Source organism: Pseudomonas sp. Pc102 (assembly GCF_018408275.1).
In the GTDB taxonomy this organism is placed as follows: Bacteria; Pseudomonadota; Gammaproteobacteria; order Pseudomonadales; family Pseudomonadaceae; genus Metapseudomonas; species Metapseudomonas tohonis.
Window position 1 is genome coordinate 4,328,583 of the sequence record NZ_AP021905.1, and the last position, 20,362, is coordinate 4,348,944.

17 protein-coding genes are annotated in these 20,362 nt (G+C 68.5%); all 17 read right to left on the minus strand.

The window, feature by feature from the left end; translation table 11 throughout:
- Nucleotides 1-18 precede the first annotated feature (18 nt).
- Entirely contained in the window at nt 19-396 is a 378-nt protein-coding gene (locus tag PHLH3_RS19715) for a flagellar protein FlaG (protein WP_213625461.1), read from the minus strand.
- A gap of 77 nt (nt 397-473) precedes the next feature.
- Nucleotides 474-1,940 (minus strand): flagellin, encoded by a 1,467-nt coding sequence (locus PHLH3_RS19720; protein WP_213625462.1) that lies wholly within the window; start codon nt 1,938-1,940, stop codon nt 474-476.
- Nucleotides 1,941-2,185: 245 nt separating this feature from the next.
- On the minus strand, nt 2,186-6,127 hold the full coding sequence (locus tag PHLH3_RS19725; RefSeq protein WP_213625463.1) for a glycosyltransferase: 3,942 nt from the start codon (nt 6,125-6,127) through the stop codon (nt 2,186-2,188).
- Entirely contained in the window at nt 6,124-7,191 is a 1,068-nt protein-coding gene (locus tag PHLH3_RS19730) for a hypothetical protein (protein WP_213625464.1), read from the minus strand. The genes PHLH3_RS19725 and PHLH3_RS19730 overlap by 4 nt, the downstream gene beginning before the upstream one ends.
- 25 nt (nt 7,192-7,216) lie before the next feature.
- A complete protein-coding gene (locus PHLH3_RS19735; RefSeq protein ID WP_111260903.1) occupies nt 7,217-7,900 on the minus strand; it encodes a PIG-L deacetylase family protein in 684 nt (227 codons plus the stop codon).
- Nucleotides 7,897-9,309: an FAD-dependent oxidoreductase gene (locus tag PHLH3_RS19740; protein WP_280527436.1), complete on the minus strand. Its 1,413-nt coding sequence runs from the start codon at nt 9,307-9,309 to the stop codon at nt 7,897-7,899. The genes PHLH3_RS19735 and PHLH3_RS19740 overlap by 4 nt, the downstream gene beginning before the upstream one ends.
- Complete coding sequence (locus PHLH3_RS19745; RefSeq protein ID WP_213625466.1) at nt 9,251-9,928, minus strand: class I SAM-dependent methyltransferase; 678 nt, start codon at nt 9,926-9,928, stop codon at nt 9,251-9,253. The genes PHLH3_RS19740 and PHLH3_RS19745 overlap by 59 nt, the downstream gene beginning before the upstream one ends.
- Nucleotides 9,925-10,620 (minus strand): WbqC family protein, encoded by a 696-nt coding sequence (locus PHLH3_RS19750; protein WP_213625467.1) that lies wholly within the window; start codon nt 10,618-10,620, stop codon nt 9,925-9,927. The genes PHLH3_RS19745 and PHLH3_RS19750 overlap by 4 nt, the downstream gene beginning before the upstream one ends.
- Complete coding sequence (gene pseH, locus PHLH3_RS19755) at nt 10,613-11,170, minus strand: UDP-4-amino-4,6-dideoxy-N-acetyl-beta-L-altrosamine N-acetyltransferase (RefSeq protein ID WP_213625468.1); 558 nt, start codon at nt 11,168-11,170, stop codon at nt 10,613-10,615. Before pseH ends, PHLH3_RS19750 begins: the two co-directional genes overlap by 8 nt.
- Nucleotides 11,167-12,240, minus strand: coding sequence for an N-acetylneuraminate synthase family protein (locus tag PHLH3_RS19760; RefSeq protein WP_213625469.1), 1,074 nt, complete (start codon nt 12,238-12,240; stop codon nt 11,167-11,169). The genes pseH and PHLH3_RS19760 overlap by 4 nt, the downstream gene beginning before the upstream one ends.
- 24 nt (nt 12,241-12,264) lie before the next feature.
- Nucleotides 12,265-13,332, minus strand: coding sequence for a UDP-2,4-diacetamido-2,4,6-trideoxy-beta-L-altropyranose hydrolase (gene pseG, locus PHLH3_RS19765; RefSeq protein WP_213625470.1), 1,068 nt, complete (start codon nt 13,330-13,332; stop codon nt 12,265-12,267).
- A gap of 1 nt (nt 13,333) precedes the next feature.
- On the minus strand, nt 13,334-14,038 hold the full coding sequence (pseF, locus tag PHLH3_RS19770) for a pseudaminic acid cytidylyltransferase (RefSeq protein ID WP_213625471.1): 705 nt from the start codon (nt 14,036-14,038) through the stop codon (nt 13,334-13,336).
- The gene (locus tag PHLH3_RS19775) at nt 14,035-14,655 is read right to left on the minus strand and encodes a pseudaminic acid biosynthesis-associated methylase (RefSeq protein WP_213625472.1); all 621 of its coding nucleotides are present in this window, start codon (nt 14,653-14,655) and stop codon (nt 14,035-14,037) included. Before PHLH3_RS19775 ends, pseF begins: the two co-directional genes overlap by 4 nt.
- A gap of 12 nt (nt 14,656-14,667) precedes the next feature.
- A complete protein-coding gene (gene pseC / locus PHLH3_RS19780; protein ID WP_213625473.1) occupies nt 14,668-15,825 on the minus strand; it encodes a UDP-4-amino-4,6-dideoxy-N-acetyl-beta-L-altrosamine transaminase in 1,158 nt (385 codons plus the stop codon).
- Between the two features lie 2 nt (nt 15,826-15,827).
- On the minus strand, nt 15,828-16,823 hold the full coding sequence (gene pseB / locus PHLH3_RS19785) for a UDP-N-acetylglucosamine 4,6-dehydratase (inverting) (protein WP_213625474.1): 996 nt from the start codon (nt 16,821-16,823) through the stop codon (nt 15,828-15,830).
- A gap of 192 nt (nt 16,824-17,015) precedes the next feature.
- A complete protein-coding gene (flgL, locus tag PHLH3_RS19790) occupies nt 17,016-18,320 on the minus strand; it encodes a flagellar hook-associated protein FlgL (RefSeq protein ID WP_213625475.1) in 1,305 nt (434 codons plus the stop codon).
- Nucleotides 18,321-18,332: 12 nt separating this feature from the next.
- Nucleotides 18,333-20,357 carry a flagellar hook-associated protein FlgK gene (gene flgK / locus PHLH3_RS19795; protein WP_213625476.1) on the minus strand — a complete coding sequence of 675 codons (2,025 nt, stop codon included), beginning with the start codon at nt 20,355-20,357 and terminating at the stop codon, nt 18,333-18,335.
- Nucleotides 20,358-20,362 lie beyond the last annotated feature (5 nt).

Sequence of the window (20,362 nt, forward strand, 5' to 3'; positions counted from 1 at the left end):
CTCAAGAAACGTACCAACTCAAGCCTTGGCCTCGAACATCAGACTGCGGATGTCTTCCAGGCGTTCAGCGAGCTTCAGCAATTCCTCGGAGGGGATCTGCCGGATCAGCTTGCCGGAATCGGTATCGATGACCTTGACCACCACTTCCCCGCTGGAGTCATCGACATTGAAGTCCAGGCCACGTTTCACCGTCTGGACGAAGGACTGGATATCGGCGACTGCCGATTCCAGGTCACCACCTTGGGCCTGGGAACGGGCATCCGCCTCGGCGGGGCTTGCCGCATTGCTGGCGGGCGCCACCGTCCTGGCAGCCTCCTGGCCGGGCGTTACGCTGGCAACGGGGTCCTTGGCCAACCTGGGCAGGGCACCGACCGACGTAATGTTCGAGATATCCATTTTACATACCTCACAATGGCCAAATGGGAGGAAGGGTTATCCCCTTCCCCCCATCGTTGCTGGGCGCTCTTCCTGCGTTATTGCAGCAGGCTGAGGACCGACTGCGGCAGCTGGTTCGCCTGGGCCAGGATCGCGGTACCGGCCTGTTGCAGAACCTGGTTCTTGGACAGGGTCGCAGTTTCAGCTGCGAAGTCGGTGTCCTTGATCCGGCTGCGAGCAGCGTCGGCGTTCTCGGAGATGTTCTGCAGGTTGGCTACGGTGTTATCGAAGCGGTTCTGCACAGCACCGAGGTCGGCACGTTGGGAGTCGATCGCGGCCAGGGCGCTATCGACCACTGCCAGGGCGCGCTGGGCACCATCGGCGGTGGAGATGTCGACGTTGGCAACGGTGTTCAGCGTCGAGGAGCTGCCGTTGAACACACCACCGGTCGCACCGGTCACCGCGAAGGATACCGGGGAATCCAGCTGTACGTAACCGAAGGCCTTGCCCCCACCCGCTTTCACGTCCGCGGCTGCACCGTAGGTACCGTCGCTGCCCTGTACGGCCACGTCGATGGTGCCTGCGGAGGTACCGGTGGCAGTGCCGAACTGGATCGTCTCACCGGTGGACGAGGTGATGGTGATCTTGTCGTTCTGCGTGTCGTAGTTGGCGGTCAGGCCAAGCTTGCCGGCGTTGGAGTTGATCTGGTTGGCCAGGTCTTCGTTGGAGGTCACACCCACCATCTGAACGGTGTTGGAACCTACGGTCATGTTGAAGGTGGCAGCACCGGAGGTGAAGTTCACATCGGCCTGGATCACGGTACGGGCGCTGGCGGAGAGGCCGGCGATCGAGCCGTCGAACTTCTGCGCGATGCTCTTCGCGCTGTCGGTCGAAGTGATGTTCACGTCCTTGGTCTGGCCATTGCCGACCACGGTCATGGTGCCGGAGGCGAAGGCGCCACCGCTACCTGCGATCATGGTGCCTGCGACGGTGGAGACCGAGGCGGCCGAAGCACCGGCGGAGTTGGTGGAAGCACCGCCACCGACCTGGTAGGAGCCCAGCTTGGCGGAGGACGCGTCCTTGAGGGTCACGTCGATGGTTTCGTAGGCGTTGGAACCGACCTGGAAGCTGGTGGTACCGAAGGTGCCGTCCAGCAGCTTGCGACCACCGAAGGTGGTGGTTTCGGCGATACGGGACAGTTCGGCCTGCTGCGCGGTCACTTCTTTCTGCAGGGCGGCGCGGTCGGCGTCGCTGTTCGAGCCGCTGGCTGCCTGGATGGACAGGTCGCGGATACGCTGCAGGATGTTGGTGGACTGCTGCAGGGCACCTTCAGCGGTCTGCGCCAGGGAGATGCCGTCGTTGGCGTTGCGGGTCGCCTGGTTCAGGCCGCTGATCTGGTTGGTCAGACGGTTGGAGATCTGCAGGCCGGCGGCGTCGTCCTTGGCACTGTTGATACGGTTGCCGGTGGAGAGACGCTGCAGCGAGGTGTTCAGCGAGTTGGACGATGCGTTCAGGTTGCGCTGAGTGTTGAGCGAAGCGATGTTGGTGTTGACTGTAAGTGCCATTTGGCGTCTCCCGAAGTACCTAGTATTTACCTGAGCTTTGCGACCTTCAGGACCTGCTGCTCAGGTGCCCCTAGAATTCGCATTCGAACTGTTTATCGGCGCTTGCTGGTGGAGCTTTAGGGGAAATTTGAAATTTATTTCGCCTTGGGCTTGCCGGGCAGGCTCGAACAGTGTTCGTACCAGGGTTATCGGCAGGCGTAGCGAAGGTTTAGCCTTTCGCCACGCCGTTCGTCGGCGACCTCCGGTCAGTCCGGCAGCCAGGCGGAGCGCCAGCGCGCGAGGTTGTCCCCCTCCAGCATCCAGTTGCCCAGCACCTGCTCCCGCAGGGCGTCGCCGGCGGCGGCCGTGGCGTCCAGGTCGGCCAGGTGCATGCGGATGGCGTCCACCCAGTCGCGGAAGCGGTTCTTCACCCGAGTGGCGGTGAGATCGCCGCGGTAGCAGAGCACGTCGCTGCAGATCACCGGGAAGCCGCAGGCCCCGTACTCCAGCAGGCGCAGGTTGCTCTTGCACTCGTTGAACAGGTTCTGCTCCAGCGGGGCCAGGGCCAGGTCGAGGTCCAGGCTGGCCAGCTTGGCCGGGTACTGGTCGATGGGCAGGCCGATGTGGAACTCGTGGACGAACGGCCGCAGCTTCTCCGGGCACATGCCGAAGAACACCCACTCCACCTCCCCCGCCAGCTCGCGCACCACGTCGGCGATCAGCTCAAGGTCGCCCTGGTGGCTGCTGCCGCCGGCCCAGCCCACGCGGGGCTTGCGGCCACGACGGCGCTGGCTGCGCAGGTTGCCCCACCAGTGGGTGGGCAGGGTGTTGGGCACCACGCGGATGTCCGTGTGCAGGTCGGCGAAGGCTTCCGCCAGGGGCTGCGTCGAGACCACGAAGCGGTCGGTCAGGGAAACCGCCTGGCGCAGGGACTTGAGCACGTCCCGGGGCATGCTCTCGCGGTGCATGCTCTTGAGCGGCAGGTTGGGCAGGTAGTCGTCCAGCTCGTAGACCTTGAAGGCGCCGGAGAGCGCCTTCACCTCGCGCATGCCCGCGATCTGCGGCTCCATGATCTGCCGCTGGAACACCACGCTGCGGGCACCGAAGCGCTCCAGCTCCACCGGCGCCAGGTGCACGGCGCTGATCAGGCCGTCGATCAGGCCCTCCTCGCGCAACGCGGCGAACGGCTGGCGCACGCGGTAGTGGCCGCAGCCGGTGGCGTCCGCCGGGTAGCAGAGCACCTGGGGCAGCAGCGGATGGTGCACCCGCCGCGTGCCGTACTCGAAGCCGAAGCCATTGCCGGCCAGGGACAGGTTGGCGTTGTAGGCCGGATCACGGGCCAGGGTCGGCAGCCAGCGCTGCAACATCTCCTCCCGCGCCGCCTTGAGCGCGGCCTGGCGCTGCAGGGCGCCATCGATGGCCAGCACGGGCAGCTCGATGCCGTCGCGCAGCACCGTGCAATGGGGCGTCCAGACGTTCAGCAGGCCCGCGCTGCGAATGCGCAGGCACAGGTCGATGTCGCCATAGAAGGCGCTCAGCTGCGCCTCGTCCATGCCGCCGACCTCGATGAAGGCGCTGCGTCGCACCATCAGGCAGGCCGAGCCGACCGCGCTGTAGTTCTGCGTCACCTGCAAGCGATTCATGTAACCGGGGGCGTCGCCCTCTTCGCCGACGAAGGCGCGCCCGGCGACATCGTGCAACCCCAGCACCACGCCGGCCTGCTCGATGCACCCCATCGAATCGAGCACCTTGGCGCCCACCACCCCCACTTCCGGGCGCTGGGCGTGATTGAGCAACTGCTCCAGCCAATCCTCCTGCACCACCTGCACGTCGTGGCTCAGCAGCAGCAGGTAGTCGGACTCCACCGCCATCGCCACGGCGTTGACCGTCGCCGAGAAGTTGAACGCCCCGGCGAAGCGCCAGACCTTGACCTGCTCGCTCTGCAGCGCCTCGACGCCGTCAAGCCATTGGCGGGTCGCCGGCTCCCGGCTCTCGCAGTCGACCAGGAGCAACTCGTAGCGGGCATAGCGGGTCTTCTCCAGCACGCTCTCCACGCAGCGCTGGAGCAGCGGCAGGTGGTCACGCACCGCGACCACGATGGACACCCGCGGCTGGTCCGCGTGGCCGTAGTCGATGTGATAGCGCCCCGGCATGAACGCCTGCACCGTGGCCGAGTAGCCACGGGCCTCCAGGTGGCGCTCCAGCGCGACCTGCTCGGCCGGGTTGAAGGCCAGGCTGGGAACATCCGCCACCAGCAGCACCTCGGGCAGGTGCAGCAGGCCGCTGCCGCCGGAGCCCTGGACCAGGCGCAGGACGAGGTCCAGCCGGCAGGCATCGCCGAACACCGGATCGAAGCCGCCCAGCTCGACGAAGCTGCGCTGGCGCAGCGCCCAGTGACGGCCGTGCATGGCCGGGAAGCTCAGCAGCAGATCGAGGTTGAAGTCCGGCTTGAACAGCGCCCCCAGGGCACCGGAGGGCGAACGCTGTAGCTCGTCGGCATAGAAGGCGTGGATGATCTCGCCGGTCTCCGCCTCGTGGGCCAGGGCCTCGGCGAGCTCCAGGCAGAACAGCAAGGGCCCGGCCTGGGTGAACTCGGTGCCCGCGTCCACCAGCAGCACCCAGTCGAAGGCGGCGGCGGCGACGAACCCGTTGATTGCCTCAACGGGGGCGTCGGGCGAGACCTGGACGAAACCGGCGCGCGTGCCCACGGCCGCTGCGCTGGCGCCGAAGACGGTGACCTCCACCGGCGCCGGCAGCGCGCGCTCCAGGCTCGCCAGGGTGCGCTCCAGCGCCCGCGCATCGTTGCGCTCGAGCACCAACACCCCGAGCACGGGGCCTTCGCCCTTGCACAGCGCCAGGCGCTCGTCGATCAGCGCGCGCTCGGCCGCCACCGGCAGGCGCGAATCGAGCCAGGCGAGCAGCTTGGGCACCAGGCCCACGGCCATCTCGCCCATCAGCTCGGCGACACGGGCCGAGGCCAGGCCGTCGATGCCAAGGTTGAAATAGGGACGCGCCCGTGCCGCCAGCGCCTGCTGCCGCTCGCGGAACGCCGTATCCACCAGCAATTGGCGGATGGCCTCGGCGAGCTCACCGGGCTCGACGTCCAGCACGCCCGCCTGGGCGTCGTAGCACGGCCCGAACAGGGTGTTGGCCGGGTGCTGCAGGTTGATCGCCGGAGTGCCGCAGAGCATCGCCTCGACGCAGTAGTTGGAGTCCACCGCCACCAGCACGTCGGCGCTGGCGGCCCAGAGCGGGCCATCCTCGACCAGGTAGAAATAGCGCTCGGGGTCCGCGCCGCGCTCGGCCAGCAGCTCCTTGAAGCGGCGCTCGCCGAAGTGATAGTTCGGCGGCCGGTCCTTGATGATCGGGTTGAAGTGCAGGCCGGCACGGAACAGGGTTTCGCAGGCGTCGATGAAGGCGCCCACCGTCTGCCCGAAGATGCCTTCGTCGCCATGGGCGGTCAGGCTGCTGGTCCAGGTGGTGCCGAACACCACGACGGGCTCGCCCTCGCGCAAGGCGTGCCGGCGCCGCAGCTCGCCCTCGTGGACCAGCCGTTCGCCGGCCAGCTTGAGGAACTTGTCCCAGGCCGGGTTGCCGGTGACGCGCAGGCGCTCGGCCGGCACGCCGTAGTCCAGGTACCCCTCCAGCCCGCGCTGCCCATAGACCGCATGGATGTCCGCCACCAGTTGCGCGTGCACGGTGTGCGGGTCGTTCAGGGCCAGGGCGTGGGACAGGTGCAACGAAGGGATGCCCTGGGTCCGCGCCCAGTGCATCGCCACCTTGGACACCGGCAGCACGTCCTCGCTGCCGATCATCAGGCACAACTGGTAGTGCCGCTGGGCCAGTTCCAGGCCATGCAGCACGGTCATCAGCAGCGGCAGCTCGGCATCCAGGCGCGCGCCGATCACTCGTGCCAGCGCCCCGCCTTCCTCGGCCGCCAGCAGCGCCGGCAGCGCCTGCTCCAGGTGCTGGCCGTACAGCTCGCGCAGCGGTTCCCACTCGGCACGTATGCCCTGGGCGCCCATGTCACCGAGCTCCTGGTCCATGGCATAGAGCTTGCCGCCGGCCTCGTCGACGATATCGATCAGCGCCTGGGAGATGTACGGGGTCAGGGTGACCACGGTGAGCGGGCCGTGGCGCTTGAAGAATTCCTTCAGCACGCCCACCTGGGGCTCCCAGAGGAAACTGACGATGGCGGGGGTTTTCACGAGCTGACTCCGCTGTGGGTCTTGAAGTAATCGCGCAGCAGCGCGGTCGCCAGGTGGTACTCGAGGCCGGAGACCAGGTCCACGCCTTGCCGCTGCCGCAGCTTCGGCTCCACCACCCAGCCCCGGGCGATGGCCATGTTGCGGCTGTCGATGGCCTGGGCCCGCTGCCAGCGACGCAGCTGCTCGGCGACCTCGGGCGCCAGCCAGGGCTCCAGGTCGAAGTCGGGGCGATGGAAAGCCAGGGCCTGTTGCAGGAGGAACAGCACGTGCCGGGTCCGCAAGCTGCCGAGCGGCCCGGCCGTCTGCGCGGCAAAGGCTTCGGGGCCCTGCTCCAGCAGGGCCTCGATACCGGCCAGCGACGGCGCCGCGAGCACCGCCTCGCGGGCGGCCAGGCGTTCGGCCCAGGCGGCGTTGCCGGCCGGGTCGCGACGCTTCTCCAGGGCCACCAGGTAGCGCCCGCTGGCCGAGGTACCGAGCCTGGCGAGCACCTTCTGCTCCAGTTGCAGCGCCAGGCCGAAAAGCGCCTCGTCGCTGTCGAGCCAGGACAGCAGCCGCAGCCATTTGAAGCGCCGCTCCAGGCGCAGGTAGAGCAAGGCGTTGTCCCACAGGCCCGCGTAGGGCTCCAGCGCCACCAGGCTCAGGCCCCGGGCATCGGCCGCCGCCAGCAACGCGGCAGGCGAGCAGAGCGCCACCGCCGGGTCGTCACGGCCACGCTCGGGCCAGGCCGCCGGCGACTCGCCGAAGGCCGCCTGCCAATGGGCGGGCGAGCGCAGGTCGAGGACCACCCGCCCCTCCGGCCGCAGGCCTTCGGTGCAGCGATCCAGCAGTTGCGCCAGGTCGCCCGGTGCCGGCAGCGCGGCGAAGGCGCGAACGCCGTCCCAGGCCTCGCGGGCCCCGGCGGTCGGTTCGACGACCACGCGCCCGGCCAGGTGGCGGGCGGCGAAGTCGTCCTCCACGGCACGGCGCAGGCGGGCGATGCCGGGGTTGTCGAAGAGCTGCGGCCCTTCGGACAGCGCCAGGTGGTTGGCGCTCCAGTCTTTCTCGTCAAGCGGCTGCGGATTCATGTGCGGTTCCAGGGGCAAGGCCCCATCAGTGTCTGTTCAGGTGGCGGCCGAGCACGAAGGCCTCGGCGGCCTCCATGCCCACGCAGGCGCCGCGCCAGCGGGCCAGGTGCTCGACGGCCTTGAGCGAGCGCGGATGCGGCCATTCGCGCATCTCCATCGCGTAGGCATCGAGGGCGCGCAGCTTGGTGTCGAGGGTCGAGCCGATGTCGTTGAACCAGCCCGGCCAGAAGGCCGGCGCGCTGTGGGGCACCTGCCATTCGGTGGACGAGGGGATTTCGAAGAACAGCAGCGTGTGCACCGGGTGGCCCGGCTGCGGGCGGCAGGCGGTGACCACCGCCTCGTGCAGGCGCCGGTGGTCGATGTTCACGTCGCCGCTCCAGTGGGCGTAGACGATGCCCGGGCGGTGACGGGCGACCAGCGCCTCGACGGGCTTGACCAGGTCCAGCAGGTCGAGGCCGTCCAGGCGGTTATCCGGCAGGTCGAAGCACTCCAGGCCCTGCACGCCGAGGATGCGGTTGGCCTCGGCGCAGGCATCGCGCAGCGCCTGCTGCTCGGCCTCCTCCGGGGTGCCACGGCTGAACAGGCCCTGGGCCATGATCGCCACCTGCACCTCGTCGCCGTCGGCGACATGACGGGCGATGCTGCCGCCGCAACCCAGCACCTCGTCGTCGGGGTGGGCGGCGATCACCAGTACGCGTTCCTTGCTCATCGGGGGTCTCCGGGGGTGGCGGGTGCGCCGAAGCGGCGTTCCAGCTGGGCGGCGGTATCCAGCAGGACATCGGTGGTGAAGAAGGCATCCGAGGCGTTGCGGCCGCAGAGCACCAGCGCCGGGGCATGCTCCAGCACGCGCTCGCGCAGCTCGCGGTTGGCGGCGTCCTGGGCCAGGGTGACCTCCGGGAAGCCGTTGGCGATGGACTGCTCCAGCACCAGCCGGGCCTCGCAACCGGGCGCCAGCACCGCGGCATCGCGCAGCTCGCGCAGCACCGCCGCAGCCTGCTGGGCGGTGGTCTCGCCCGGCGCATCGAGGGCCTCCACCGTCAGGCGCCAGGGCGCCTCGTTCCGTTCCAGGACGTTGTCGTAGAGGGTGATGCGGAAGGCGCGCGCCGCCGGGTCGTTCAGGTACAGGTAATGGCAGTCGCAGGCCGCCGGCCGGTCCAGCAGGAAATGGAACAGGCGCAGGGGCAGGAAGCGCGGCGGCGCGGAGGCGACCGGCAGCCCCAGCGCCCTGGCCAGCAGCGCCAGCGGCGCGGTCCAGACCAGTTGCTCGAAGCCCAGCCGCTCGCCGTCGGCCAGGTTCAGCACCTGCGCCGCGTGATCGACGCCCTGGACCTGGGCGCCGGTTAGGATGCGCCCGCCGCCGGCCCGCAGGCGCTCGCAGAGGGCGTCGACCCAACTGCCGACACCACCGTTGCGGGGGTAGCGATGGCGCACCGCGCTGCGCCCTTCCAGGTAGTCGCGGAACGCCACCTTGGCGTCGTAGACCGCCGAACGCTTGAGCTCCCGGCATACCTCGGCGCTGCCGGCGATGACACGGCCATAGCCGAGGAAACGGTGGCTGCTCGCGCTGAGCTGGTCGAAGGGCGCCACGTAGAAACGCCTGAGCAGCGGGAAGAACACCTCGCGCGCCAGCGGCTCGCCGAAGTGCGCGAGCAGCGCCGCCTCCAGGCTCGGGGCGTCGCGGTCGGTGGTCAGGCTGTTCAGCAGCCCGGTGAAGCAGGCCTGGTAGAGGCTGGGCGCCAGGCCGCTGATGTCGATGAACTGGCTGCGCTCGTTGAGCACGCCGGCGAAGACGTTGCCCACCCGCAACACGGGCACCTCCTGCCAGTCGAGGCCGGCCTCGTCGAACAGCAGGCGGTCGACCCGCGCATCGCCGGTCATCGCCGGGACGTGGGTGCCCTGGTCGAACGCATTGCCGTCCTCGTCGCGGTAGGAGCGCAGCAGCCCGCCGCACGCGTCGGCGCGCTCGATCAGCACCACGGGCAGGCCGCAGGCCTGTACCCAGTTCGCCGCCAACAGCCCGGCGATGCCGCCCCCACCACCACGACCGGGCGCACGGCGTTCATGCCCGCACCGCCGGCTTGCGCGCCACCAGCATCCAGGAGGCGAAGCGATGGCCATCCGCCGGCTCGTAGCGCACCGACTGTTTCTCCTCCAGGTGCAGCAGCTCGAAGTCGGCGAACAGCGCGCGCAGGTGCGCCTCGTCGGAGAAATGCACGCGGCCGGTGCCGGCGAAGGAGCCATCGGTGAAGCCGCTGCGGGTGTGCGGGTCGGCATCGGGCTGGCCACGGCGGGCGTCCGAATGGTTCACCGAGTACCAGTCGACGCCGATGAAGAACCCTCCGGGCACCAGGGCTTCGTGCACCTGGCGCAGGCAGCGGCGGATGGCCTCCTCGCCGTTGCAGGTGAGGGAGGCGCGGTCCAGCACCAGGTCGAAGCCCGGGGCGAAGGGCCAGGGCTGGGTGAAGTCGCCGGTGGCGATGGTCGCGGCCAGCTCGGGCAGGCGCTCGCGCAACTGGGCGGCGATGGTCGGGCTGCCTTCCACGGCGTGGTAGTCCACGCCCAGGGACTGGAAGAACGGGATGTTGGCGCCCGCGCCACAGCCCAGCTCCAGCACGCGCCCGCCGGGGCCGAGCTCGCGGCAGTGGCGCTTGGTCAGGCTGACCACGTCGGACCAGGGCCAGATGGAAAGGTGGGTGCTGGCGGCGTAGCGCTGTTCCCACTCGATGGAAAAACTCATGTCAGCTCCCTGAATTCGCTGCGGCTGTCGCCGCTGTTCATCCACCAGTCCAGCACGCCGAGGCCAGGCACGAACGCGCCCCACAGCTGAGGATAGGTGGGCGGGGTGAAGGCCTGGTAACGCACCTCGATGCCCCGTGCGGCGAAGGCGGCCTCGTCGAGGTAGTCACGCCCCAGGGCGCCGGACAGGTAGCTGTCCGCACCCAGGGCCAGGCAGATATCGAGCACCAGCTGCGACTTGCGGCTGTCGACGTCCAGCTCGCTGGCACGCACCAGGGGCGTCTCGATGCCGAGTTCGTCCAGCCAGAAGCCCAGTTGGCGCCAGCAGAGCTCTGCCAGGTTGTCCTGGCGCTCGGCGTACAGCTGCTCCAGCTGCGCGTAGCGTTCGGCGAAGCGCGGTGCCCGGCGGTAGTTCATGGCCACGGCCTTGAGGTGGTCGCGGCGCCAGTCGCGGCTCTCGTCGATGCGGGTCTCGCGCAGGGTGCCGGCCAGGTGGCCCCGGCCGAGCACCGGCACCGTCAACCACTGGGCGCCCTGGGGCGTCTTGATGCGATTGCGGTTGATGAAGCTGTTCTTCTCGAACTGCACGGTGTCGAGGAAGACGAAGCGGTCGACCCGGGCGATGCGGTCGAAGTAGCCCAGCCACGGCAGGTAGGCGGGCTGGTGGATGGCGACCTGGCGCGCGTCACTCATCGAAGAGCTCCGCCAGGAGCGGCCCGCGCAGGCGTCGCCAGTCCTCGGCGAAGAGCGCCAGGACCTCGACGTCGAAGACCCCATCCGGGCGGTGGATGTGCCGGCGCAGGCGCCCCTCCGGCACGAAGCCCAGGCGCTGGTGGACCCGCAGGCTGGCCGCATTGAAGTCGAGCACTTCCGAGCAGATCTTCTCCAGCTGCAGCCCCTCGAACACCTGCTCGGCGAGCAGCGCCAGCATGCGCAGGCCAGTGCCCCTGGGCTGCGGCGAGTCACCGAGGTTGAAGCCCCAGGTGCAGCGCCGGTGCCGCTCGCTGATGTCCGCGAGGCTGGCGTAGCCCACAGGCGTGCCGTTACGCTCCAGCAGCAGGTGGCGCGAGGCCGGGTTGGCCAGTTCGCGCTGCAACCACCTCTGGTGCTCGGGCAGGGCGATCTCGGCGGTGTTGTACATGCACTGGCGCACCGGCTCGGCGTTGCGCCAGCGCAGCAGCAACGCGGCGTCGTCCAGGGTCGCCGGACGCAGCTGGAAGGTCGATGCCGGCACCGCGCTCATGGCGCGTCCACCGAGGCGAAATCCCCCAGGCGGAGCAGCTCGCCGCTGCCGATGGCCCGTGTCGCGACGCTGCCCAGCGCCTGCTCGTAAAGGGCGGGCGGCAAGCCGTTGCCGGGGCGGCGCAGCCCCAGGTTGTGCTCGTCCAGGCGTTCGCCCACGGCGATATCGCGCAGCGCCATGAGGCTGCGCCGGGCGAGTACGCGCATGTCCCCTTCGGCGCGCGTCGGGCGCAGGTAGGGCGAACCGATGATGGCGTCGGCCCGGTGGATATGGGCGATCCATTCGGCCAGGCCCTGGGGGTTCTCGGAGAACCAGTGATCCGGCCCCGGCAGGTCGTGGTCGAGGGTGAAGTGCTTCTCGAACAGCCGCGCCCCGCGCGCCACCGCCAGGGAGGCCGCCAGGGGCCCCTGGGTGTGGTCGGAGAACCCGGTCAGCAACCCGGGGAAGGCCTGCTGCAGGGTGCCCAGCTTGGCCAGGTTGACGTCCGCGTCGGGGGTCGGGTACTGCGAGGTGCACAGCAGCAGCGCGACCTGGGCCCCCTCGAACCAGCCCACCGTCTCCAGCGCCTGGTGCACGTCGGCCAGGTCGCTCATGCCGCAGGACAGGATCAGCGGCAGCCCGGCGCCGGCGTAGTGGCGCAGCAGCGGCAGGTTGCTGAAATCGTCCGAGCCGACCTTGATCGCCGGCACGCCGATGCGTTGCAGCAACGCGAGATCGCTGCGGTTCTGCGGCGAGGAGAAGAAGGTGATGCCGACCTTGGCGCAATGGGCCTTGACCGCCCGCCACTGCGCCTCGTCGAACTCGTAGCGCTTGAACATCGCCAGCATGGACTCGGTGACGCTGCGCCCCTGGGACTGGTAGGTGAACATCTGCTGCGGGTCGCCGCAGAACTCCTCGGCCTTGAAGGTCTGGAACTTCACCGCGTCGGCGCCCGACTCGCGGGCGACGTCGATCATCTTCAGGGCCAGGTCGAGATCACCGTTGTGGTTGATGCCCACCTCGGCGATGCAATAGGGCTTCTCGTCGGGCCCGATGGGGCGTCCGGCTATTTCGAAGCGGCGTGTCGACATGCTGATGGTTCCTCTGCGGACGGCTCAGGAGCCGACCGACGCATCCAGGAGGGCGCGGCAGACCCGGACGGCGCCGAAGCCGTCGACCAGGTCCCAGGCGCGTTGGGAAAGCCCGCGCAGCCGCTCGGCATCGAGGCCGTCCAGCGCGCGCCGGTAGTCCGTGGGGGTGACACGGGCGTGCTCGCCCAGGTCGATGGCCAGGCCGAGTTCGTGCAACCCCCTGGCCAGCTCGCGCTGGTTCTCGGCCAGCACCACCACCAGCGCCGGCAGGCCGAGGGCGCAACGCTCCCAGGACGACGAGCCGGCGGCGCCGATGGCCAGGTCGGCCTCGGCCATCAGCCGGGCCATGTAGTCGATCTGGCAATGCAGGCGCCAGCCGTGGGCGGCGCAGAGGGCGTCCAGCGCCTGCCGGTCCGCGTGCCCCTGGCCAATGACCACGTCCACCTGCAGTGACGGCCGCCAGCCGGCCAGCGCCTGCAGGGCCTTGAGCGTCTCGCCCTGGTCGTCGCCGCCGGTGAAGAACACCAGCACGCGTTCCAGCTCACCGGTACGCGGGGCGACCTGCTCGCGGGCCAGCAGGAACTCGTCGCGCAACAGCGCATGGGTGGGGCCGAACAGGCGGGTCGCCGCGTCCGCCAGGCGGCCGGCATAGCGTACGTCCGGCTCGGCGTGCAGGCCCTGGTCCAGCAGCAGGTCGCAGTCCAGCGGGCGGTTGGCCAGGTCGTCCAGCACCATGACCCGCCGCGCATGGCGACGAGCCAGGCCGTGCCACTCGGCGTCCAGGCCGTAGTGGTCGACGATGCACCAGTCGAAATGGCGTTCGCCCAGCAGCGCATGCAACGCCTCGGCGTCGGCGAGGTTGTCGATCCGTGCCTCGGCGGTGCCGGCCGCCCGCTCGCCGGCATAGCGTGCCGGCAGCTCGAGCAGTTCGTATTCGGCCGGCACCAGCGACAGGGGCGCGCCTTCCAGGCCGCGACAGGCGAAGCTCAGGTGGGCGCCCTGCTCGTGCAGTTCGCGGGCCAGCGTCAGGCAGCGCATCAGGTGGCCGCTGCCGATGACGGGCGACGCATCCACGCGAAACAGCACGCGCATCTCAGATGTCCCCCTCCAGCAGCAGGGTCGCGTACATCAGTTCGGCACGGTGCCAGTCCTCGGGGCTGTCGATGTCCTGCACCAGGTAGCGCGGCAGGATCAGCGGCAGCGAATGCGCGGCGTGGATCGCCTTGCCCTCGTTCCAGGCGGCGCTGCGCCCCCAGTAGAACTGGCCGGCGTCGTGGTAGGCGCGCTCCAGGTCCTGGGAGCGGGTCTCGTAGAACTCGGGGTAGAGCGACTCGACGCCGCCGTCGGCATTCACCCGCAGGGCGCGCTGCACCGGCGAGGCGAAGTCGGTGACGGTGAAGGCGAAATCCTTGTCCGGGCGCGCGGCCAGAAGCTCGAAGCCTTCGACGAGCTTCTCCGGCAGCACCAGGGGCGCGGTGGCGTAGAGGCAGCAGGTGTAGTCGGGCTGGTAACCGGCGGCGGCCAGCTCGCGCAGGGCGTGCTGGATCACCTCGACGGTGCCGGCATGATCGTCGGCCAGCGACGCCGGACGCACGAAGGGCACCTCGGCGCCATGGGCCAGGGCGATGTCGGCGATCTCGGTATCGTCGGTGCTGACCACCACCCGCTCGAACAGCCCGCAGGCCAGGGCGGCGCGGATCGAGTAGGTGATCATCGGCTGCCCCTGGAAGAGCTTCACGTTCTTGCGCGGAATCCGCTTGCTGCCTCCGCGGGCAGGAATGATGGCGACCTTGCTCATGGGCGTTTTTCCAGAAGGAACCAGTTGATGTCGTCGGTCGGGAAATTGACGTCGCGCCGATAGACGAAGCCGTAGTCGACCAGCTGCAGGTCGGGGTACAGGTCGAGCATCTCGCCGGCGAAGTCCCGCTTGAACAGCTTGCCCGCATGGCCCCGGTAGCTGATCTCCACCGGCGCGGGGCTGTAGTACTCGGCGATCAGCACGTGACGGCGGCTGGCCTCATGGAGTTTGGCATAGGCCTGGGGCAGCAGCTCCGGCGGCAGATGGATGAGTACGCCCCGGGTGAAGGCCAGGTCCACGGGCTGTTGCACCGGGTAGTCGAACAGCGAGCCCTGCCAGATATCGGCGATGCCCAGGGCCTGGGCGATGTCGCGGGCCTTGGCGTTGAGCTCGACGCCCAGCAGCGTCGCCTCGGGGAACAGGCGGTTCAGCGCGCGCAGGTTGAGGCCGCGGTTGGTGCCCAGCTCCAGCACGCTGTCGATGCGCCCGGCGCGGCGCAGGGCCTGGGCGAAGAAGGCGGTGACGTTGGCGACGTGGACCTCGCCGTCGTTGCGGTCGACGTACTGGTCGCCGAACTCGCCTTGCCAGAATCGTTCTTGCTCGGTCAGCTCACGCACGGGTTTCTCCAGTCACTGCAGGACGCTGGCGAGGGTGCTCGCCACCTGGTCCTGCTGCTCGTCGGTCAGGTCGGGGAACAGCGGCAGGCTCAGGGCCTCGGCGTAGTAGCGCTCGGCCTCGGGGAAATCGCCCGGGGCAAAGCCCAGCTGCTGGTAATAGGGCTGCAGGTGCACGGGGATGTAATGCAGGTTGACGCCGATGCCGGCACCGCGCAGGGCTTCGAAGATCGCCCGGTGGCCGTGCTGCAGGCGCTCCAGGCGCAGGCGCACCGGGTACAGGTGCCAGGCCGGATCGGCACCCGCCTGCACCTGCGGCAGTTCCAGCGGCAGGTCGGCGAGCCGCTCGCCATAGCGGGCCACCAGCTGCCGGCGACGGGCGACGAAGGCATCCAGGCGTTGCAGCTGGGACAGGCCGAGGGCAGCCTGCAGGTCGGTCATGCGGTAGTTGAAGCCCAGTTCCAGCTGCTGGTAGTACCAGGGGCCTTCGCTCGGGCCCGTCATCGCCGCCGGGTCACGGGTGATGCCGTGGCTGCGCAGGCGGCGCAGGCGCTCGGCCAGCCGCGGGTCGTTGGTGGTGAGCAGGCCGCCCTCCCCCGTGGTGATGATCTTCACCGGGTGGAAGCTGAACACGGTGATGTCGGCATGCTCGCAACAGCCCACCGGGCGACCGCCGTAGCTGGCGCCGATGGCATGGGAGGCGTCCTCGATCACGCGGAAGCCGTAGCGTCGCGCCAGTTCAGCGATGCGTGCCATGTCGCAGCTCTGTCCGGCGAAGGCGACGGGAACCACCACCTTGGGCAGGGTGCCGTCGCGTTCGGCGCGCTGAAGGCGGGCGTCGAGCTGGGCGACATCGAGGTTGAGGGTCGCCGGGTCGATGTCGACGAAATCCACCTGGGCGCCGCAGTACAGGCCGCAATTGGCGCTGGCGACGAAGGTATTGGGGCTGGTCCAGAGGCGGTCGCCCGGCCCCAGGTCGAGGGCCAGGCAGGCGATGTGCAGGGCTGCGGTGGCGTTGCTCACGGCGATGCCGTGGGCGGCCTGGCAACGCTGGGCGACGGCCTGCTCGAAGCGTTCGATGGCCGGGCCCTGGGTCAGCCAGTCGGAACGCAGGGTGTCGACCACCGCATCGATGTCGGCCTGGCTGATGTTCTGGCGACCGTAGGGAATCATGGTCAGGCCCAGGCGTCGGCCAGCTGTCGCAGCTCGGGCACGCTCAGGTAGTGGGGATTGCTGTCGGAGACGTACTCGAAGCCCTCCTCCACCGCCACACCGACGCCACCCAGGCCATCGCGGGCATAGTCGTACTGGGTGTTGAAGGTGATCGACGGGGCGATGACGAAGTGCCGGTCGAATTCGAAGGTGTGGGTGCTGTCATCGCGGGAGATCATCATTTCGTGCAGCTTCTCGCCCGGGCGGATACCCACCTGCTTGTGCGGCATGCCGGGCGCCAGCGCCTCGGCCAGGTCGGTGATGCGCGCAGAGGGGATCTTGGGCACGAACAGTTCCCCGCCGTGCATGCGCTCGAAGCTGCGCATGACGAAGTCGACGCCCTCGTCGAGGGTGATCCAGAAGCGGGTCATGCGCGGGTCGGTGATCGGCAGCTCGCGGGCGCCTTCGGCGATCAGCTTGCGGAAGAACGGCAGGACCGAACCCCGGGAGCCGACCACATTGCCGTAGCGCACCACGGCGAAACGGGTCTGGTGGTCACCGGTGATGTTGTTGGCGGCGACGAACAGCTTGTCGCTGAGCAGCTTGGTGGCGCCGTAGAGGTTGACCGGGCTGGAGGCCTTGTCGGTGGACAGCGCCACGACCTTCTGCACGCCATTGGCCAAGGCCGCGTTGATGATGTTCTCGGCGCCGCTGACATTGGTGCGGATGCATTCGGTGGGGTTGTATTCGGCGGCCGGCACCTGCTTCAGCGCAGCGGCGTGGACTACCAGGTCGATGCCGCGCATGGCCTGCTGCAGGCGTTCGGCATCGCGCACGTCACCCAGGAAATAGCGCATGCAGGGGGCGTTGAACTCCTGCTGCATCTCGTACTGCTTGAGTTCGTCGCGGGAGAACACCACAACCCGCTTGGGCTGGTGGCGCGCCAGCAGGGTACGGATGAACGCGCGACCGAACGAGCCGGTGCCCCCGGAAACGAATACGGACTTGCCATCGAACATGCTGCTCTCCCCTGCCCATGTCAGCCGGCCCTGCGCCGGATGAACGCGCTGCCTTTATCGCTGACAGTTTTATGGCGCTCGCTTTTGATGTCGAGACCCAAAGCAAGCATGGTGCCAACCCGTTGAAATGCAAGGAGGCCCGGCAAGGAGACGGAGGGATTGGCGCCGCGCGCGACGGGCGCGGCGGACGAGTCAGTTGAGGAAGTTGAACAGACTCAGGCCGCTGATCTTCACGTAGCTCTGCTGCGCGGCCTGGAGGATGGTGGACTGCATGGTCAGGCGCGACAGGGCCTCGGCATAGTCGAGGTCCTCCAGCGACGACTGCACGGACTTGTTCACCAGGCTGACATCGTCGACGAAGCCTTCGGTCGAATCCAGTGTGTTCAGGCGTGCCCCTACCGAGCCCTGCACCGCCAGCACCTTGGTGTTGACGGCGTCGAGGTTGGAGGTGGCGATTGCCACGGCGTCGCGGATCTGCCGGTTGCCTGCCGGGGTATCGGAGGACGACTGCAGGGCCTTGCGCAGGTCGGAGACGACGTTGAGCAGGCTGCGTTTCTCGGCGTCCGGCTTGCGGTTGACGGCAAAGTCGTCACCGGCCGCCGGCGCACCGTCGATCTGGACCTTGACACCACCGTAGGTGATGAAATCGGAGGTCTGCGAGTTGGTGTCCAGGGCACCGGTGGCCAGTTGCCCGGCCGGCGGGGTCGCCGGGTTGTAGGTGGTCCAGTCATAGCCGACCGGCAGGGTGGCCGGGTCGTAGACCACATAGCGCTGGGCATCGAGGAAGTGGATGCCGATGGCGTCGGTGGCCGCCGGCGGGTTGCTGGAGGGGAAGACCGTGTCGTAGTCCGTCTTGTCGACGACCAGGCCCTGGGAAATGGTCGCGGTGCTGCCGGTCCCCGTGGCGCTCTTGGAGGTGGTCACGCGGTTGGCGTTGAAGACGTTCTCGAACAGGTCCTTGCCGTTGTCGCCCAGGGCCAGGAAGTTGCTGCTGGCCACCTGGACCTCGCGCCGGCCTTCGTCGCCCTGGTAGCTGTAGGTGCCATCGGCATTACGCACGAAGGGCTGGGTGTCGGCCTGGGACCCGGAAAACAGGTACTTGCCGCTGGCGTCCTTGCTGTTGAGCAGGCTCATCAGTTCGTCTTCGCGCTGCTGCAACTCGGTGGCCAGGGAGGCCTTGTCGGTGGAGTCCAGGGCACCGTCGCCCGCTTCGACGGCGATCTCGCGGATGCGCTGCATCACGTTGCCGACGGAGGTGAGGATGCTCTCTTCGGAGTTCAGGCTGTTCTTCGCGGCGGTGATGTTGGACTTGTACTGGGCGTTGAGCGCCTCTTCCTGGCTCAACTGCAGCAGGCGCACGGAGGCCACGGGATCGTCGGCGGGCGTGAGGATGCGCTTGCCGGTGCTGATCTGCTCCTGGGTCCGGGTCACGTTCGCGTAGTTCTTCTGCAGGCCCGCGACCTGGTTGTTGAAAGCCTGGATAGTCGAGATTCTCATTTCACATCAGCCTCAATTGAAGGCGCCTATGAGTGTATCGAACAGCGCGCGCGCAACTTGAATGACCTGGGCGTTGGCGTTGTAGTACTGCTGGAACTGGATCAGGTTCGCCGCCTCCTCGTCCAGGTTCACGCCCGAGAGCGAGTCGCGGTTCTCCTGCGCCTGGCTCAGCACCGCCTCGCTGGCATCGGAGTTGACCCGCACCTGCGCGGTCAGCGAACCGACCCGCTCCACCAGTCCGCTATAGGCATCGGTATAGGTGGCGCCGGTGCTGCCGTTGCCGACCACCGGCTTGGTCTGCAGGCCGACCAGGGCCAGGGCGTTGCGGTTGTCACCGGTACCCTTGTTGTTGAAGGCCAGGCTGAAGCTGTCGCCGCTCTGCGGGGTGCCGCCCATGGTGAATTCGTAGGTGTAGCTGTTGTTGGTCGACGGGTCGGTGTAGTTCAGCCGCAGGGTGTTGGTCTGCCCCGGGGTCAGCGCCGTGGTGGACGGCGACACATAGCTCAGGGTGGCACCGGCCGGCAGGGTGCCGTTTAGGGTGTTGGTGGCCGCGTCGAAGGTCAGCGCGATGCCGCTGGCGCCGAACAGGTCCTGCAGGTCGGTGACGTCGATCGGCGAGGGCCCGCTGGTCAGGGCCGGCTGGCTGATGGTGCCGGTGCCTCGGTTGTTGGTGGTCGCCTCGGCACGCGCCGAGCCGGAGAAGGCCAGTTGGTCGGAGGTCTTGAGCACGCTCTCGAAATCAGTGGCGCCACGCCGGGTCGGCTGCAGGGTGAAGCGATCATTGGCCGCCGGCAGCGAGTCCAGCTGCACCTGGAAGCCCTGGTCGTTGCCCGCCGCGTCGGCGAAGCTCAGGGTGTAGGGGCCGGTGCCGGTGACGGTGACCGTCATCGGCGCGTTGTCCGACAGGCGCGTGGCGGTGTAGTTGGTGCCGTCGAAATCCAGGCGGTAGTCGCTTGTGCCGAGCCTGCTGGTGTTGGTGATGTTCAGCGTGGCGTTGGCGGTGCCGGTGTTGTTGACGTTCGGCAGCACCCGCAGCGACGCCGACTGCGGGTCGTTGATGTTGCCGAACAGCGGGCTGCCGGCGCGACCGGCGGAGTCCAGGCCCTGCCCCAGTTGCTTGTTGATGGTGTCGGAAATCGTGATCGCCAGCTGGCCCAGGGCGTTGTACGACTGGTCCAGCGCGGTGTCGCGGTAGGCCAGCAGGCCACCCATCTCGCCACCGGAGATCTGCGTGGTGATGGTCTGCGAGACGCCGCCGGTGACCAGGTCGATCTGGTAGCGCGACGGGTCGTCGACGCCGGGCTTGGCACGCAGGGTGGAGGCGGTGTTGCCCACCACCAGCGGCTGCCCGGTGCCGACGAAGAGGCTGACGCTGCCGTCGCTCTGCTCCAGGGTCTTGACCCCGATCATCTCGGAAATCTGGCGGATGGCCTCGTCACGGGCGTCCAGCAGGTCGTTGGGCTCGGCGCCGCTGGCGCGGGCCTTGGCGATGGCGTCGTTGTAGTTGGCGACGTTGGCGGCCAGGGAGTTGACCTGGGTGGTCAGCGCGCCGAGCTGGTCGTTGATCTGGCTGTTCTGCTTGTCGAGCTGGTCGTAGAGGGTATTGAAGGTGTCCGCCAGGCCCTTGGCCTGGGACAGCACCGCCTCGCGCGCGGCCACCGAGGACGGGTCCTGGGAGGCGGTCTGCAGCGAGGTGAAGAAGCTCTTCAGCGCCGGGCTGATGCCGGTGGTGGTGTTGGACAGCAGGCCGTCGAGCTGTTCGATCTGGCTCTTGAAGGTCTGCAGCTCGCTGTTCTGGCTGGTGGCGGTGCGCAGCTGCGAGGTGAGGAATTCGCTGGCCAGGCGACGCACGTCGACCACCTGGCTGCCGGAGCCGATGTAGCCGCCGCCGGTGAACTGCGGGATGTTCGATTGCTGCACGGCCTGCTGGCGCGAATAGCCCGGCGTGTTCACGTTGCTGATGTTGTGTCCGGTCACCGTCAGGGAGGTCTGCGAAGTGCGCAGCCCGGACAGCCCGATGGATAACAGGTCAGCCATGTCTC